Genomic DNA, 15,705 nt, shown 5'->3' with positions numbered 1-15,705 from the left:
CGCGGCTTACGGCACCAGCCGGATCCGCACGCCCGCCGGCGGCGCGAACGGGCCCTTGCCGAGATAGTCGGCGAGGACGCTGTCGAGCGTCGGGCCGAAGTCGTAAGTGTCGCGGCCCGCCGAGGCGAAGACGGCATAGCCGTCGCCGCCATTGCGCATGAAGTTGTTGGTGACCACCCGGTAGTCCGCCGCCGGGTCGATCGGCGTCGCGCGGCCGTCCTTGACCACCCGCACCGCCTTGATCCGGCTCTCGCCCGCCGTGCCGGCAAGCGACCAGTCGAATTCGAGGCCCGCGACCTGCGGGAAGCGGCCGCCACCGGTCTCGACCTGCGAGACGCCGTTCTCCAGCGCCGCGACGATGTCGGCGCCCTTCAAGGTGAAGGTCGCCAGGGTGTTCTGGAACGGCAGCACGGTCAGCACCTCGCCCATGGTGATCTCGCCGCCGTCGATCGAGGCGCGCAGGCCCCCGCCATTGGTGATGGCGATCTCGATGCCTTGGTCCTTCACCTTGGCGAGCATCGCGTCGGTGACGAGGTCGCCCATGGTGCATTCCTGCGTCCGGCAATAGGCGGCGCTGCCCTCTATCGGCGCCGCCGTCTTTCCGACCACGGTGTTGCGGACGGCGTCGAGCGGTTTGGCGAGCTCGGCGATCCGGGCCTTGATCGCCGGGTCCTCCGGGATCGCCTGGTCGAGAAGGATCGGCTCGCCGACCGCCTCGGTGACGACGCCCTTGTCGTCGAAGACGAGGTCGACCTTGCCGAGATAGCGGCCATAGGCGCCGGTCTGGACGATCGGCACTTTCGTGCCGCCGGGGGCGGCGACGAAGGTCGGCGACGGGCCGCCGGCGGTCGGCACGCTGTTCGACAGCAATGTGTGCGAGTGGCCGCCGACGATGAGGTCGATGCCGTCGACCTCCGCGGCGATCCGCTGGTCGACGGCGTAGCCGGAATGGCTGAGGAGGATGATCTTGGTCACCCCCTCGGCGGTGAGGGCCGCGACCTCGCGCCGGGCGGTGTCGACCGGGTCCTGGAAGGCGATAGTCGTGCCGGCGCTGGTCAGTTCCTGGTTGTTTTGGGGCGTCAGGCCGATCACGCCGATCTTCTCGCCGGCGACGGTGAGGACCGCGTGCGGCTTGATGCGGGCGGCAAGGCCGGGTTCCTTCGAGAGATCGGCATTGGCCATCAGCAAGGGAAAGCCGATGGCTTCGGCGAAGCGCTGCAGCACCGGCACGCCATTGTCGAACTCGTGGTTGCCGACCGCCATGGCGTCGTAGCCGAGGCGGCCCATCAGCTCGGCGACCTCCTGCCCGAGATAGTGGGTGTAGAACAGCGAGCCCTGGAACTGGTCGCCGGCATCGAGGAGCAGCGAGGCGGGCAGGCGTTCGCGGCCGATCGCCGTGGCGAGCCGCGCGGTGCCGCCGAAGCAGGCGCCGGCGGCCTGGTCCTTCGCGCCGCAGGTGGAATCCTGCTTGTTGATCGGCTCCAGCCGCGAGTGGATGTCGTTGGTGTGGAGGACGCGCAGCCGGAACTCGGCGCTGGCGGGGCCGGCGAGGCAGACTGCGGCCAGCAGGGCCGCAAGACCGGCGGGCAGGCGGGCGGAACGGCGGGCGAAGGGCTTCGTCATGGCGGTCTCCGGGAAGGACGCGATGCGGGCCAGCCTATACGCCCCGCGTGACGGTTCAACGCCCGCGCCGCCGCTCTCCCCGAAACTTGCCGCCCTCCACCGGTTGATTGATCAGTCAATCAACAATACGCTTGCTCCGAAAAGACAGGCGACGGGACGGCCGCGATGACGAGACGCAGCATGGAGGACGAGCGGCGCGGCGCGCTGATCCGCGCGGCGATCGACGCGATCGACGGCGAGGGCTCGCTCGGCGTGACCATGGCCGAGATCGCCCGGCGCGCCGCGGTTTCCCCGGCGCTGGCGCATCATTATTTCGGCGGCAAGGACGACCTCCTGATCGCCGCCATGCGCCATCTTCTCGGTGGCTACCGCGCCGGCGTGACGCAGCGCCTGCGGACCGCCGAGACGCCGCGGGCCCGCATCTCGGCGATCGTCGAGGGCTGCTTCGATCCCGACCAGTTCTCCGTCGAGGCGATCTCCGCCTGGCTGGTCTTCTACCTCCACGCCCGGCGCAACGCCGAGGCGGCGCGGCTGCTCGCGGTCTACTTCCGGCGGCTGGAGTCGAACCTCGTCGATGCGCTGGCGCCGCTGACCGGACGCGACCGCGCCCGGCCGATCGCCCAGGCGGCGGGCTCGATGATCGACGGCGTCTGGCTGCGCCATGCGCTGGTCTCGCCCCGCCGCGGCGCGCCGCTGCACGGGCCCGACCGGCTGGCGGCGATCGCCGTGATCGAGCGCTTCATCGATGCCGAGACCGCCCGCTCCGCGTCCCGGGCGGCCGGCGCATGAGCCGCCGCGCGACAACAGCCTTGTCCTTCCGTTCCACCGCGCCGGCGCGCGCCCTTCCCGCTGGAGTTCTGCATGCGTGAGATCGACGAAGCCGACTACGTCGTCATCGGCTCCGGCTCGGCCGGGGCGGCGATGGCCTATCGCCTGTCCGAGGGCGGCCAGTACGACGTTCTGGTGATCGAGGCCGGCGGCACCGATGCCGGGCCCTTCATCCAGATGCCGGGCGCCCTCTCCTATCCCATGAACATGAAGCGCTACGACTGGGGCTACCGGGCCGAGCCGGAGCCGGCGCTCGGCAACCGGAGCCTCGCCACGCCCCGCGGCAAGGTGATCGGCGGCTCGTCGTCGATCAACGGCATGGTCTATGTCCGCGGCCACGCCCGCGACTTCGACCACTGGGCGGAGGTGGGCGCCGCCGGCTGGGCCTATGGCGACGTGCTTCCCTACTTCCAGCGGATGGAGGCGATGGAGGGCGGCGACGCCCGCTGGCGCGGCCTCGACGGCCCGCTGCACATGAAGCGCGGCGCGATGCAGAACCCGCTCTATCCCGCCTTCATCGAGGCCGGGCGGCAGGCGGGCTTCCCGGTGACCGACGACTACAATGGCGAGCAGCAGGAAGGCTTTGGCCCGATGCAGCACACCATCTGGCGCGGCCGGCGCTGGTCGACGGCCAACGCCTATCTCCGCCCCGCCATGCGCCGCGGCAATTGCCGGCTGCTGGCGGGCGAGGCGGTGCGGCTGGTCTTCGAGGGCGACAAGGCGGTAGGCGTCGCGGTGCGCCGCCCACGAAGCCTGCCCGGCATCGTGCGGGCGCGGCGCGAGGTGGTGGTCGCCGCCGGCGCGATCAACTCGCCGCTGCTGCTGCTGCGCTCCGGCATCGGCGATGCGGCCGAGCTTGCCGCCGTCGGCGTCGAGCCGAAACTCCATCGGCCGGGCGTCGGGCGGAACCTGCAGGACCATCTCGAGGTCTATGTGCAGCAGGAATGCACCCAGCCGATCACCCTCAACGGCTATCTCAACCTCTTCGCCAAGGGCCGCGTCGGCTTGGAATGGATGCTGCTGCACACCGGCCACGGCGCCACCAACCATTTCGAATCCTGCGCCTTCGTGCGCTCGGCCGCCGGCGTCGACTATCCCGACATCCAGTACCACTTCCTCCCCGCCGCCGTGCGCTACGACGGCACCTCGGCGTCCAAGGGCCACGGCTTCCAGGCGCATGTCGGGCCGATGCGCTCGAAGTCGCGCGGCGCGATCCGGCTCACCGGCAGCGGCGCGTCGGACAAGCCGTCGATCCGCTTCAACTATATGAGCCATGCCGACGACTGGCGCGACTTCCGCACCGCTGTCCGGCTGACGCGCGAGATTTTCGGCCAGGCGGCGTTCGCGCCCTTCCGCGGCGCCGAGATCCAGCCGGGCGCGTCGCTCCGGAGCGACGACGAGCTCGACGGCTTCATCCGCGACCACGCCGAGAGCGCCTACCACCCTTGCGGCGCCTGCCGCATGGGCGACGCCGACGACATCGACGCCGTGGTCGACCCGGAATGCCGGGTGATCGGCATCGAGAACCTGCGCGTTGCCGATTCGTCGATCTTTCCGCGCGTCACCAACGGCAACCTCAACGGCCCCTCGATCATGGTCGGCGAGAAGGCCGCCGACCATATCCTTGGCCGGACCATGCTGCCGGCCTCGCCGCTGAAACCCTGGATCAATCCGAACTGGCAGGAGAGCCAGCGGTAGGCTAGTCCTCGCCGGCATTGCGGGGTGGCGAAGAGATCCGATGGCAGCTGAACTTCCTGAGGCGCTGACGGCGGCGATCACGGCGCTGATGGAAGGCCGCTCGCGAAAAGATCTGTCGGAGCGCTCCGGGAAGATCTCGAAGCGTTACCGCGAGGGCGGCTCGTCGACCGGCGTCGTCGAGGGCGAGGCGGACGCCATGGCCTATGCCGTGGCGCGCATGCCGGCGACGTTCGCCGCCGCGAGCGAGGTGTTCGAGCGCCTCCTGGAACGCTGCCCCGATTTTGCGCCAGCGCGCGTGCTCGACGTCGGTGCGGGACCCGGCACGGCGAGCTGGGCGATGGCCGATTTCTGGCCGGCGGTCGCGGAGATCGTCCAGGTCGACCGCAACACCGCCTTCCTCGACCTTGCCCGGACGCTGGCCGAGGACGCCGAGAGCACCGCTCTCCAGACCCCGCGCCAGATCACCGCCGATCTCGTCACCTGGGCGGGCCCGGCCGAGCCCTTCGACCTCGTCGTCCTCGGCTACGCGCTGACCGAGCTGCCGCCCGCCCGCCTGCCCGTGCTGATGCAGAAGCTCTGGGAAAGCTGCACCGGCGCGGTGGTGATCGTCGAGCCCGGCACGCCCGCCGGCTATGCCCGCATTCTCGGCGTCCGCGACGGGCTGATGGCCGCCGGTGCGCGGATCGTCGCACCCTGTCCGCACGAGGCGCCTTGCCCGCTGACACCGCCGGACTGGTGCCATTTCGCCGTGCGCCTGCAGCGCAGCCGCGACCACATGAGCGCCAAGGCGGCGACGCTGTCCTACGAGGACGAGAAGTTCAGCTATCTCGTCGCCGTCCGGCCGGCGCTGTATGAGGCGCCCGAGGAGGCCCGAATCCTCGACCGGCCGGAGACCAGCAAGATCGGCGTCGCGGTCAAACTCTGCGGCACCGATGGCGGCGTGCACCTCGCCACCGTGCCGAAGCGCGACCGCGACGCCTTCGCCCGCGCCCGCAAACGCAAATGGGGTGATCTCCTCTAGATCCGAGAAGATCCGGTCTTGTTTTCTGCGTCTTTTCCAGCGCCCACCGCTCCCGCTTTGCACCCGCGTTCCCACAGTCCCGCGGCCTGGCCCGAGGCGGGCCCAAAGCCCTCTTGGGCTTTCGCATGATTGACAGGACGGGGTGTAAGGTCGATTTGCGGGGCAACACGGGAAAGGAAGCCGCTACATGTCCGATACGATCGACGTCCATGGCCTGACAGTCGCCGACGAGCTGAAGACCTTCATCGACACGGAGGCGCTGCCAGGCACCGGGATCGAGCCCGACCAGTTCTGGAAGGGTTTTGCCGGAATCCTCGACGATCTCGCGCCGAAGAACCGCGAACTCCTCGCTGTGCGCGACCGCCTGCAGGGCGAGATCGACGCCTGGCACCAGGCCCGCCGCGGCCAGCCGCTCGACGCGCCCGGTTACCGCGCCTTCCTGCAGGAGATCGGCTACCTCAAGCCCGAGGGCCCCGACTTCCAGATCGACACGGCCAACGTCGACCCCGAGATCGCCGAGATCCCCGGCCCGCAGCTCGTCGTTCCCCTGATGAACGCGCGCTACACGCTGAATGCCGCCAATGCGCGCTGGGCCTCGCTCTACGATGCCCTCTACGGCACCGACGCGATGGGCGACGCCCCGCCGTCCGGCCCCTATGACCGGGCCCGCGGCGCCCGCGTCGTGTCCTGGGCCAAGGGTTTCCTCGATGGCGTCGCGCCGCTCGACCGCATCAGCCATATCGACGTCACCGCCTATGCCGTCGAGGGCGGCTCGCTGGTCGCAGATTTCGGCGGCCCGAAGAAGGCGATGCTGAAGACCCCCGACGCCTTCGCCGGCTATGTCGGCGATCCCGCAGCGCCGACCGCGGTGCTGTTCAAGCAGAACGGCCTGCACATCGAGGTGCAGATCGACGCCGCCAACCGCATTGGCTCGCGCGACCGCGCCCATGTCGCCGATATGCTGATGGAGTCGGCGGTCTCGACGATCTGCGATTGCGAGGATTCGATCGCCGCCGTCGATGCCGAGGACAAGACCGCCGTCTACCGCAACTGGCTCGGCCTGATGAAGGGCGACCTCGAGGATTCCTTCGAGAAGGCCGGCAAGACGGTGACCCGCCGCCTCAACCCCGACCGCAGCTATACAGCGCCCGACGGCTCGCCGCTGACGCTGCCGGGTCGCTCGCTGCTGCTGATCCGCAATGTCGGCCACCTCATGACCAATCCGGCGATCCACCTGAAGGACGGGTCCGAGGTGCCGGAGGGCATCATGGACGCCATGGTGACCGGGATGATCGCCTTGCACGACCTGAAGAAGACCCAAGGCATCCGCAACTCGCGCGCCGGCTCGGTTTACATCGTCAAGCCGAAGATGCACGGGCCGGACGAGGTCGCCTTCTCCGCCGAGATTTTCGGCCGCGTCGAGGCGGTGCTGGGGCTGCCCGAGAACACCATCAAGATGGGCATCATGGACGAGGAGCGCCGCACGACGGTGAACCTCAAGGAGTGCATCCGCGCCGCCAAGCACCGGGTCTTCTTCATCAATACCGGCTTCCTCGACCGCACCGGCGACGAGATCCACACCTCGATGGAAGCCGGCCCGATGGTGCGCAAGACGGTGATGAAGGACCGCACCTGGATCGGCGCCTACGAGGACTGGAACGTCGATGTCGGCCTCCTCTGCGGCCTCAAGGGCCGGGCGCAGATCGGCAAGGGCATGTGGGCGATGCCGGCGAAGATGCACGACATGCTGGCGGTCAAGATCGGCCATCCGCAGGCCGGCGCCAACTGCGCCTGGGTGCCGAGCCCGACGGCGGCGACGCTGCACGCCACGCACTACCACCGCGTCGACGTGCTGGCCTGGCAGGACAACATCGCCGCCAAGGGCCGCCGCGCGATCCTCGCCGACATCCTGACCATCCCGCTCGCCGGCCGCGCCAACTGGCCGAACGAGCAGATCGTCGCCGAGGTCGAGAACAATGCGCAAGGCATTCTCGGCTACGTCGTGCGCTGGGTCGACCAGGGCGTCGGCTGCTCGACGGTGCCTGACATCAACGACGTCGGCCTGATGGAGGACCGCGCCACCTGCCGCATCTCCTCCCAGCACATCGCCAACTGGCTGCGCCACGGCGTCGTTTCCAAGGACGAGGTGATGGCGGCGATGCAGAAGATGGCGGCCAAGGTCGACGCGCAGAACGCCGGCGACGCGAAGTACGAGCCGATGGCGCCGGACTTCGACGCCTCGATCGCCTTCCAGGCCGCCTGCGACCTCGTCTTCCAGGGCGCCGTTCAGCCGAACGGCTATACCGAGCCGGTGCTGCACCGGCGCCGGCTGGAGAAGAAGGCGCGGGGCTGACAAAAAAGACCGGAGGGTGGGAGCAGGCCTTGCAGGCTCCCACCCTCTGAGCCGAGACTTCCTGGTCAGTGGGTGGGTGAGGAGCGGCAGGTGACGATCGTCCACAATGAGCAGACAAAACTCACGGCGGCAGCGTTCGACCGCGCTTCGACCGCCTGCGTCACGGTGGGCGTGCTCGCCCCGGTCGCGGCAACCTTCTACAGCGTTGGCACGAGTCCCGTCGGCCTCGGAACGCTCGTCATCGGCACGGCGATTTGGCTTGGTGCGGCGATTGCCCTACATTGGAGCGCAAGACGCCTGCTGCGGGGATTGCGCCCATGACCGGTACCGAGCTTTTCGCCTTCGTCATCCTGCCGATTTCCCTTGCCTCCGCAGCATGGGCCTACGTGCTGCTGAACGAGCGGACCCAGCGGAACAAGACGCCGCGCTGACCGGCTCCGTCGGCCGACGGGAAACCGGACTGCGCTGCGATCCGTTGCCGGGCATGCTTCCTGGGGTGTTCAACCCGCCCCGTGGCGGCCGATGATCGGCAGCCCTGAGGGAGTTCCGCGCCATGGCATGGACCGATCCGATCGATGCCTATTGCGAGCGGCTCGGCCCGGGATTTTGGGCGGAGCCAGTCAATGCCGTCTCCAACCTCGCCTTCATCCTGGTGGCGGCGGCCGCCTTCGTCGCCTGGCGGCGGCGCGATGCGCTGGCGAAGCGTCGACGGCGCGACGTCGCGAGCCTTGCGCTGATCAGCCTCGTCGGGATCATCGGCGTCGGCTCGTTCCTGTTCCACACCTTCGCCAACCGCTGGTCGAGCCTTGCCGACGTTCTGCCGATCACGCTGTTCATCGCGGCCTATCTCGGCCTCGCGCTGCACCGCTTCCTCGGCTTCGCCCGCTGGGCGGCAGCGCTCTGCGTCGCCGGCTTCTTCGGCGCAACGTTTTTGACGCGCGACGCTCTGGGGCACATTTTCGGAAGTTCTGCCGGCTACATCCCGCCGGCGGTGGCGCTCTATGCCATCGGCCTCGCGCTCGCCTTCCCCAGGCGATCGCCGGCGCGGCGGCTGCTGGCGGCGGCCGGCGTATTCACCGGCTCGATCGCGCTGCGCATGGCGGACATGCCGGTCTGCGCCAGCTATCCGCTGGGCACGCATTTCCTCTGGCACATCCTCAACGCCACGACGCTCGGCCTGCTGCTCTCGGCCGCGATCCGCCACGGCGCGCGTCCCCGCCGCCACCGCATCACCGCCTGAGCAAAGCCTGCCGCCCGGCTTCCCGGTCGTGGCCGGACAAAAAAAGACCGGATGCTTCCCCCGAAGCACCCGGTCATGACGGTCCCCCGCCTTTCAAACTGTCGCCGGCGGAAGTCTCCGCCGGGGTATCTTGTCGGCGCGAACGCCGGTTGCCTGCCTCAGCTGGCCTTCGCCTTCGCCTTGGTGCGGGCGGGCTTGGCCGGGGTCTGGTCGACCAGACGTTCCTTGCCCTGCAGGACGACGACGCGGGCGCCGAGCGGGATGCGCTCGTAGAGGTCGATGATGTCCTGGTTCATCAGGCGGATGCAGCCGGACGAGGCCGCGGTGCCGATGGAGCGCCACTCCGGCGAGCCGTGCAGGCGGTACAGCGTGTCCTTGTTGCCCTGGTAGAGGTAGAGCGCGCGGGCGCCGAGCGGGTTCATGACGCCGGGATCCATGCCCTTGCCGTCCTTGAACTTCTCGAGGTCGCTGCGGCGCTCGATCATCTCCTTCGGCGGGAACCAGCGCGGCCAATGCTGCTTGTCGCCGATCTTGGCTTCGCCGGCCCAAGAGAAGCCGGCCTTGCCGACGCCGATGCCGTAGCGCATGGCGGTGCCGCCGCGCTCGATGACGTAGAGGAAGCGGTTGCCGGTATCGACGACGACCGTGCCTTCCTCATAGCCGCCGGCATCGTAGACGACGCGCTGGCGCAGGAACTTCGGGTCGATCTTGTCCGACGGAATGGACGGCAGCGAGAAGCCGTCGTCGACCGTTGCGGCATAGGCGGTCGCGGGGGCGACGCCGAAGCTGCGGTCCTCGTTCGGGGTCGGCGAGGCATAGGCGGTGATCCGCGCCACGGCCGCCGAGGTGTTGTCCGCCATCTTCTGAGGCGTCGTCGTCGTCGCGCAGCCCGAAAGGACCGCCAACGATGCGAAAACAGCACCGAGGGATACGAGGTTCAGTCTGTTGGTCATGGGAGCCGGGTCCGCAGCGTCGGAGTAAGTGTTCGTTCGTGGCGCCACACTCGTTCGACGGGGCAAGCTATCCAGCGAAGACGCTCTCTGGATATGCCCTGCGGCAAGCCGTGACAACGCGAACAATAGACAGCGTTATGGTTAATAAAGTCTTTGTTGCCGCGCAGTCACAGTTGACGGCGGCCAGCCCCGCGACATCTTTCGGAGACTGGGATGATGCGTCGGACGCAGCGAGGACTTCTCATGAATATAGGGGAAGCAGCACGGCTTTCGGGCCTGCCGCCGAAGACCATCCGCTACTATGAGGAAGTCGGGCTGGTGCGGCCCGCGCGGGCGCAGAACGGCTACCGCGACTACCGCGAGCGCGACGTCCACATGCTGCGCTTCCTGCAGCGCTCCCGCTCCCTCGGCTTCACCATCGAGGAAGCGCGCAAGCTCCTCGCCCTCTACGCCGACGACCAGCGCCACAGCGAGGACGTCCGCCGGATGGCGAGCGGGCGGATGGCCGAGATCGATCGCAAGATCGAGGAACTGCAGTCGCTGAAGCGGGCGCTGTCGATCCTCGCCGAGCAGTGCCCGGGAGATGCCGGGCCGGACTGCCCGATCCTCGAGGAAATCGCCGGCGAGCGCCCCGGGCAGATTCTAAGGCCGTCGCACGGCGAGGCCTGAGCGCCGGCGGACGCTGCGCTCACCCTTGGCTCCGGCGCGGAAGCGATGCCGAACTGGGCCAGCGTTTATGGTTTGTTCGGTTTTTCACTTGCGACGCAGGCGCGCGCCGGCCTAGTTTGCGGACATGCCGATCGTCTCGCCCAACCGCACCGAACCGCTCGTCGACGGGCGCCAGTCCGAGCGCGCCATGCTGGTGCGCCGCGGTGTCCAGCGGCTGATGGTGGAGCGGCGGGTCTCGCTGCTCCCCGAAATGCCGCTCGCCTCCGGCCGTCGTGCCGACCTCGCCGGCATTACCGAGAAAGGCGAGGTGTGGATCGTCGAGATCAAGACCTCGATCGAGGACTTTCGCGTCGACCGCAAATGGCCGGAATACCGCCTTCACTGCGACCGCCTGTATTTCGCCACCCATCCCGGCGTGCCGACGGCGATCTTCCCGGAGGACTGCGGGCTGATCCTGACCGACGGGTACAGTGCCGAACTGCTGCGGGAGGCCCCGGAGCATCGCCTCGCCCCCGCTGCCCGCAAGGCGATGACGCTGCGCTTTGCAAGGCTCTCGGCCGACCGGCTGCAGCAGGCGGAATGGCGCGCCAACCCCTATATGACCGTCCTGCCGGACGAGGCCTGAGCTTCCATGAAAAAAGCCGCGCCCTTATCGGACGCGGCTTTGGCTCTGGTCGTCCGGACCGCGCGCTTTGGCCTCAAGCCCTTGCGCTGCGGCAGATGCGCTTAGCGCAGGCCGAAGAACGAGAGGACGGCGATGACCACGACCACGAGGCCGACGAGATAGATGATACCGTTCATGGCAGTTCTCCTTGAAAAGCCGAGAGCGGTGCGGTGCACGCCCGGCCTGATGGGGATGGAAAGGCCTGAAACCGCTAACGGTTCCGTGATACCCGCGATGGTTTCATCGCATTTCCTGGCGCGCGGCAGTTTTTTCGTCCGGTGGAGAGCCCGTCTTGCGCGTCTCACGAGCCCTTCATATATACCCTCCAGCCCCGACGGGATCGGTCATTGACCGGTAGAGACCGTCGATAACGTCAGCATATCGGGGGCTGCCCCTCTGGAACGCCTCATCGAGGGTCCGGGCAGTTCGCTCAACAAGGAGAAGAACATGGCGAAGGTGATCGGTATCGACCTTGGCACCACCAATTCCTGTGTGTCCGTCATGGACGGCAAGACTGCGAAGGTAATCGAGAACGCTGAAGGCGCGCGCACCACGCCTTCGATCGTCGCGTTCGCAGATGGCGGCGAGCGTCTGGTCGGACAGCCGGCCAAGCGCCAGGCCGTGACCAATCCCGAGGACACGCTGTTCGCCGTGAAGCGCCTGATCGGCCGTCGCTACGACGACCCGACCGTCGCCAAGGACAAGGACCTCGTCCCCTACAAGATCGTGCGCGCCGACAATGGCGATGCCTGGGTCGAGGCCGAGGGCGACAAGTACTCGCCGTCGCAGATCTCCGCGATGATCCTGCAGAAGATGAAGGAGACGGCGGAAGCCTATCTCGGCGAGAAGGTCGAGAAGGCCGTCATCACCGTTCCCGCCTACTTCAACGACGCCCAGCGCCAGGCGACCAAGGATGCCGGCCGCATCGCCGGCCTCGACGTGCTGCGCATCATCAACGAGCCGACTGCGGCAGCGCTTGCCTACGGCCTCGACAAGAACGACGGCAAGACCATCGCGGTCTACGATCTCGGCGGCGGCACCTTCGACGTCTCGGTGCTGGAGATCGGCGACGGCGTGTTCGAGGTGAAGTCGACCAATGGCGACACCTTCCTCGGCGGCGAAGACTTCGACATGCGCCTCGTCGACTACCTCGCCTCCGAGTTCAAAAAGGACCAGGGCATCGACCTGAAGACCGACAAGCTCGCGCTTCAGCGTCTGAAGGAAGCGGCCGAGAAGGCGAAGATCGAGCTGTCCTCGTCGAGCCAGACCGAGATCAACCTGCCCTTCATCACCGCCGATGCCTCGGGTCCGAAGCATCTCGCGATCAAGCTGACGCGCTCGAAGTTCGAGGCGCTGGTCGATGATCTCGTGCAGCGCACCGTCGGCCCGTGCAAGTCGGCGCTGAAGGATGCCGGCCTCACCGCCGCCGACATCGACGAGGTCGTGCTCGTCGGCGGCATGAGCCGGATGCCGAAGGTCCAGGAGATCGTCAAGCAGCTGTTCGGCAAGGAGCCGCACAAGGGCGTCAATCCGGACGAAGTCGTCGCCATGGGCGCGGCGATCCAGGCCGGCGTGCTGCAGGGCGACGTCAAGGACGTTCTGCTGCTCGACGTCACCCCGCTGTCGCTCGGCATCGAGACGCTCGGCGGCGTGTTCACCCGCCTGATCGACCGCAACACGACGATCCCGACCAAGAAGAGCCAGGTGTTCTCGACCGCCGAGGACAGCCAGAACGCCGTCACCATCCAGGTCTTCCAGGGTGAGCGCGAGATGGCACAGGACAATAAGAGCCTCGGCCGCTTCAACCTCGAGGGCATCCCGCCGGCACCGCGCGGCATGCCGCAGATCGAAGTTACCTTCGACATCGACGCCAACGGCATCGTCAACGTCTCGGCCAAGGACAAGGGCACCAACAAGGAGCAGCGGATCACCATCCAGGCTTCCGGTGGCCTGTCGGATGCCGACATCGAGGCGATGGTGAAGGAAGCCGAAGCCAATGCCGAGGGCGACAAGAAGCGTCGTGCCGGCGTCGAGGCGAAGAACCAGGGCGAGTCGCTGATGCACTCGGCCGAGAAGTCGCTGAAGGACTATGGCGACAAGGTCACCGAGGCCGACCGTTCGGCCATCGAGGTCGCGATCGCTGCGCTGCGCACCGAGCTCGACGCGCCTGAGCCGGATGCCGATGCGATCAAGGCCAAGAGCGAAATCCTCGCCGAAGCCTCGATGAAGCTCGGCCAGGCGATGTACGAGGCCTCGCAGAACGACCAGGCCGATGCCGCGGCGCAGCCGACCGGCAACGAAGCGCACGACGACGTCGTCGATGCCGACTTCGAAGAGGTGAACGACGACGAGCGCAAGAAGTCGGCCTAACCGGTCGTCTTCGACAGTTCGAGAAGCCCCGGCAGGCAACTGCCGGGGCTTTTGCTTGGTGGACAACCCTTCCGGCGGTCGTGAACCGCGGGGATGTTGATCTTGGCAAGATTGCGCTGACGCTGTGGCCGCAGGACGCTTTCCGAGAGGCAGCCGGCTATGGTAACGCGCCGGAAACGTCCCCACATGCTCGGCATTGGTGGGCCTTCCGCAAGAACAGCCGAACCTCTCCCATGATCTCGCGACAACCGATGGACCAGTCTCGATGAAAGTCGATTATTACGAGATGCTCGGCGTCACCAAAGGGTGCGACGAGAAGACCCTCAAGAGCGCGTTTCGCAAGCTCGCCATGCAGTTCCACCCGGACAAGAATCCGGGCGACGCGGCGGCGGAGGCGAAGTTCAAGGAGCTCGGCGAGGCCTACGAGGTCCTGAAGGATCCGCAGAAGCGCTCGGCCTACGACCGCTATGGGCATGCCGCGTTCCAGAACGGCGGCCAGGGCGGCGGCGGCTTCCGCGGCGACTTCGGCTCGTCGATGGCCGACGTCTTCGACGACATTTTCGGCGAGATGATGGGCCAGCGGCGGGGCCGTGCGGCCGGCGGCGGCGGCGGCGGCCGGGAGCGCGGCTCGGACCTCCGCTACAACATGGAGATCTCGCTTGAGGAGGCGTTTGCTGGAAAGACCGCCGAGATCGGCGTGCCGACGACCATCCAGTGCGACGAGTGCACCGGCACCGGCGCCCGGCCGGGCTCGGCGCCAAAGCTGTGCCCGACCTGCGGCGGCGTCGGCCGCGTGCGCGCCGCGCAAGGCTTTTTCTCCATCGAGCGGACCTGCCCGACCTGCCAGGGACGCGGACAGATGATCTCCGACCCTTGCGGCAAGTGCGGCGGCGATGGACGCCTCGCCGAAGAGCGCCAGCTGTCGGTCAACATCCCCGCCGGCATCGAGGACGGCACCCGCATCCGGCTTGCCGGCGAGGGTGAGGCGGGCCTGCGCGGCGGGCCGGCCGGTGATCTCTACATCTTCCTGACGGTGCGCCCGCACGAGTTCTTCCAGCGCGACGGCGCCGACCTCTACTGCAGCGTGCCGGTGTCGATGACGACGGCGGCGCTCGGCGGCAGTTTCGAGGTGACGACGCTCGACGGGGCGATGACCCGCGTCAAGGTTCCCGAGGGCACGCAGAGCGGCAAGCAGTTCCGCGTCAAGGCCAAGGGCATGACGGTGCTGCGCTCGCCGCAGACCGGCGACCTGTTCATCCAGGTGCAGATCGAGACGCCGCAGAACTTGAATCGCCGCCAGCGCGAGCTGCTGGAGGAGTTCAACGCCATCTCGTCGTCCGACAATTCGCCGGAGTCGACGGGCTTCTTTGCGCGAATGAAGGACTTCTTCGAAGGGCTCAGCGAGAAGTAGCTGGCGGCCGACCGCAAGCCTGCCATCGCGCGGCCGCCCTGCGGTCAACGGGTCGGCCGCCCTGTGGTCACGTCCGAGCATCCTGCGGTCCCTCGACCGCAGCGCGGCAAAAGCGCATCCTGCCGCGAAAGGAACAAGAGTGGGCGCCATGACCGCGGCCGACGATGGTTCCCACAGGCCTTGCCGCCTCCACGCCGCCAAGGGCGGGCGGATGCGGCGAAGAGATCGGCAGGACGCATGACAGTCTCGACGCCGCTGAAAGCCAGCGACCCGCGCAACCGCTCGGAGGACGATGCCCGCTTCTTCAAGGGCTGGCTCCGGCGCCCGCTGCAGATGGGCGCGGTGTCCCCCTCGTCGAAGGCGCTCGGGCGAACCATGGCGGCGGCGGTCCCGGTCGAGGCGGTCCTCAACGGCGGCATGACGGTGCTGGAGCTTGGCCCCGGCACCGGCGTCGTCACGCAGTGCCTGCTCGATGCCGGCGTTCCGGAGGAAAGCCTTGTCCTCGTCGAGTATTCACCGGAGTTCTGCGTGCTCCTGCGTGCTCGCTTTCCGAAAGCCCGGATCGTCCAGGGCGATGCCTACTGCGAAAGCGCGGATGTCGTCGCGGCGCTGGACGGGCGTCCGTTCGGCGCCGTCGTCTCCAGCCTGCCGCTGTTCACCAAGCCGGATGCGGTGCGCGAGGACGTCATCTCAGGGGCGCTCGCACGCCTGCCGGCCGGCCATCCCTTCATCCAGTTTTCCTATGCGCTGACGCTGCCGGTGAAGCCGGCAAGGGTCGGGGCAGCTGTGGAGATCAGCGCCTGGGTGAAGCGAAACCTGCCGCCGGCGCGGGTTCTCGTCTATCGTCGGCCCTGACGCCGGCCGGCATCGGCGGC

At 68.0% G+C, this 15,705-nt stretch carries 13 protein-coding genes; 11 read left to right on the top strand and 2 right to left on the bottom strand.

Annotation, left to right across the window (positions count from 1 at the left end; all coding sequences use genetic code 11):
- Positions 1-6 precede the first annotated feature (6 nt).
- Positions 7-1,623 (bottom strand): bifunctional metallophosphatase/5'-nucleotidase, encoded by a 1,617-nt coding sequence (locus tag ACZLZY_RS12865; RefSeq protein WP_472934317.1) that lies wholly within the window; start codon positions 1,621-1,623, stop codon positions 7-9.
- A gap of 165 nt (positions 1,624-1,788) precedes the next feature.
- Between ACZLZY_RS12865 and betI the strand changes: the two genes are divergently transcribed.
- The 6 genes from betI (at position 1,789) to ACZLZY_RS12835 (ending at position 8,763) form a co-directional block, all read left to right on the top strand.
- Complete coding sequence (gene betI / locus ACZLZY_RS12860; RefSeq protein WP_472934316.1) at positions 1,789-2,412, top strand: transcriptional regulator BetI; 624 nt, start codon at positions 1,789-1,791, stop codon at positions 2,410-2,412.
- Between the two features lie 72 nt (positions 2,413-2,484).
- Entirely contained in the window at positions 2,485-4,149 is a 1,665-nt protein-coding gene (gene betA / locus ACZLZY_RS12855; RefSeq protein ID WP_472934315.1) for a choline dehydrogenase, read from the top strand.
- Between the two features lie 40 nt (positions 4,150-4,189).
- The gene (locus ACZLZY_RS12850; RefSeq protein WP_472934314.1) at positions 4,190-5,170 is read left to right on the top strand and encodes a small ribosomal subunit Rsm22 family protein; all 981 of its coding nucleotides are present in this window, start codon (positions 4,190-4,192) and stop codon (positions 5,168-5,170) included.
- 187 nt (positions 5,171-5,357) lie between these two features.
- Positions 5,358-7,523, top strand: coding sequence for a malate synthase G (locus ACZLZY_RS12845; protein ID WP_472934313.1), 2,166 nt, complete (start codon positions 5,358-5,360; stop codon positions 7,521-7,523).
- Positions 7,524-7,613: 90 nt separating this feature from the next.
- Complete coding sequence (locus ACZLZY_RS12840; RefSeq protein WP_472934312.1) at positions 7,614-7,844, top strand: hypothetical protein; 231 nt, start codon at positions 7,614-7,616, stop codon at positions 7,842-7,844.
- A gap of 232 nt (positions 7,845-8,076) precedes the next feature.
- Entirely contained in the window at positions 8,077-8,763 is a 687-nt protein-coding gene (locus tag ACZLZY_RS12835; protein ID WP_472934311.1) for a ceramidase domain-containing protein, read from the top strand.
- A gap of 158 nt (positions 8,764-8,921) precedes the next feature.
- Here the strand turns inward: ACZLZY_RS12835 and ACZLZY_RS12830 are convergent, their stop codons facing one another.
- Positions 8,922-9,716: a L,D-transpeptidase gene (locus ACZLZY_RS12830; protein ID WP_472934310.1), complete on the bottom strand. Its 795-nt coding sequence runs from the start codon at positions 9,714-9,716 to the stop codon at positions 8,922-8,924.
- 243 nt (positions 9,717-9,959) lie between these two features.
- Between ACZLZY_RS12830 and cueR the strand changes: the two genes are divergently transcribed.
- The 5 genes from cueR (at position 9,960) to ACZLZY_RS12805 (ending at position 15,685) form a co-directional block, all read left to right on the top strand.
- Positions 9,960-10,385 carry a Cu(I)-responsive transcriptional regulator gene (gene cueR, locus ACZLZY_RS12825; RefSeq protein ID WP_472934309.1) on the top strand — a complete coding sequence of 142 codons (426 nt, stop codon included), beginning with the start codon at positions 9,960-9,962 and terminating at the stop codon, positions 10,383-10,385.
- Positions 10,386-10,509: 124 nt separating this feature from the next.
- Positions 10,510-11,010 (top strand): MmcB family DNA repair protein, encoded by a 501-nt coding sequence (locus tag ACZLZY_RS12820; protein ID WP_472934308.1) that lies wholly within the window; start codon positions 10,510-10,512, stop codon positions 11,008-11,010.
- A gap of 447 nt (positions 11,011-11,457) precedes the next feature.
- Positions 11,458-13,419 (top strand): molecular chaperone DnaK, encoded by a 1,962-nt coding sequence (gene dnaK, locus ACZLZY_RS12815; protein WP_472934457.1) that lies wholly within the window; start codon positions 11,458-11,460, stop codon positions 13,417-13,419.
- Positions 13,420-13,684: 265 nt separating this feature from the next.
- Positions 13,685-14,830, top strand: a complete 1,146-nt coding sequence (gene dnaJ, locus ACZLZY_RS12810) for a molecular chaperone DnaJ (RefSeq protein ID WP_472934307.1) — start codon at positions 13,685-13,687, stop codon at positions 14,828-14,830.
- A 237-nt stretch (positions 14,831-15,067) separates the two neighbouring features.
- Positions 15,068-15,685 carry a class I SAM-dependent methyltransferase gene (locus ACZLZY_RS12805; protein ID WP_472934306.1) on the top strand — a complete coding sequence of 206 codons (618 nt, stop codon included), beginning with the start codon at positions 15,068-15,070 and terminating at the stop codon, positions 15,683-15,685.
- The last annotated feature ends 20 nt before the right edge of the window (positions 15,686-15,705 follow it).

The organism is Mesocryomonas lacus, assembly GCF_055730135.2.
The sequence above is the reverse complement of the archived record's forward strand: the minus strand, read 5'-3'. Positions and strand labels throughout refer to the sequence as shown.

Bases quoted from the DNA above. Each gene is read 5' to 3' on its own strand.
- ACZLZY_RS12865 (WP_472934317.1), bottom strand. From the start codon at position 1,623: ATGACGAAGCCCTTCGCCCGCCGTTCCGCCCGCCTGCCCGCCGGTCTT.
- betI (WP_472934316.1), top strand. From the start codon at position 1,789: ATGACGAGACGCAGCATGGAGGACGAGCGGCGCGGCGCGCTGATCCGC.
- betA (WP_472934315.1), top strand. From the start codon at position 2,485: ATGCGTGAGATCGACGAAGCCGACTACGTCGTCATCGGCTCCGGCTCG.
- ACZLZY_RS12850 (WP_472934314.1), top strand. From the start codon at position 4,190: ATGGCAGCTGAACTTCCTGAGGCGCTGACGGCGGCGATCACGGCGCTG.
- ACZLZY_RS12845 (WP_472934313.1), top strand. From the start codon at position 5,358: ATGTCCGATACGATCGACGTCCATGGCCTGACAGTCGCCGACGAGCTG.
- ACZLZY_RS12835 (WP_472934311.1), top strand. From the start codon at position 8,077: ATGGCATGGACCGATCCGATCGATGCCTATTGCGAGCGGCTCGGCCCG.
- ACZLZY_RS12830 (WP_472934310.1), bottom strand. From the start codon at position 9,716: ATGACCAACAGACTGAACCTCGTATCCCTCGGTGCTGTTTTCGCATCG.
- cueR (WP_472934309.1), top strand. From the start codon at position 9,960: ATGAATATAGGGGAAGCAGCACGGCTTTCGGGCCTGCCGCCGAAGACC.
- ACZLZY_RS12820 (WP_472934308.1), top strand. From the start codon at position 10,510: ATGCCGATCGTCTCGCCCAACCGCACCGAACCGCTCGTCGACGGGCGC.
- dnaJ (WP_472934307.1), top strand. From the start codon at position 13,685: ATGAAAGTCGATTATTACGAGATGCTCGGCGTCACCAAAGGGTGCGAC.
- ACZLZY_RS12805 (WP_472934306.1), top strand. From the start codon at position 15,068: ATGACAGTCTCGACGCCGCTGAAAGCCAGCGACCCGCGCAACCGCTCG.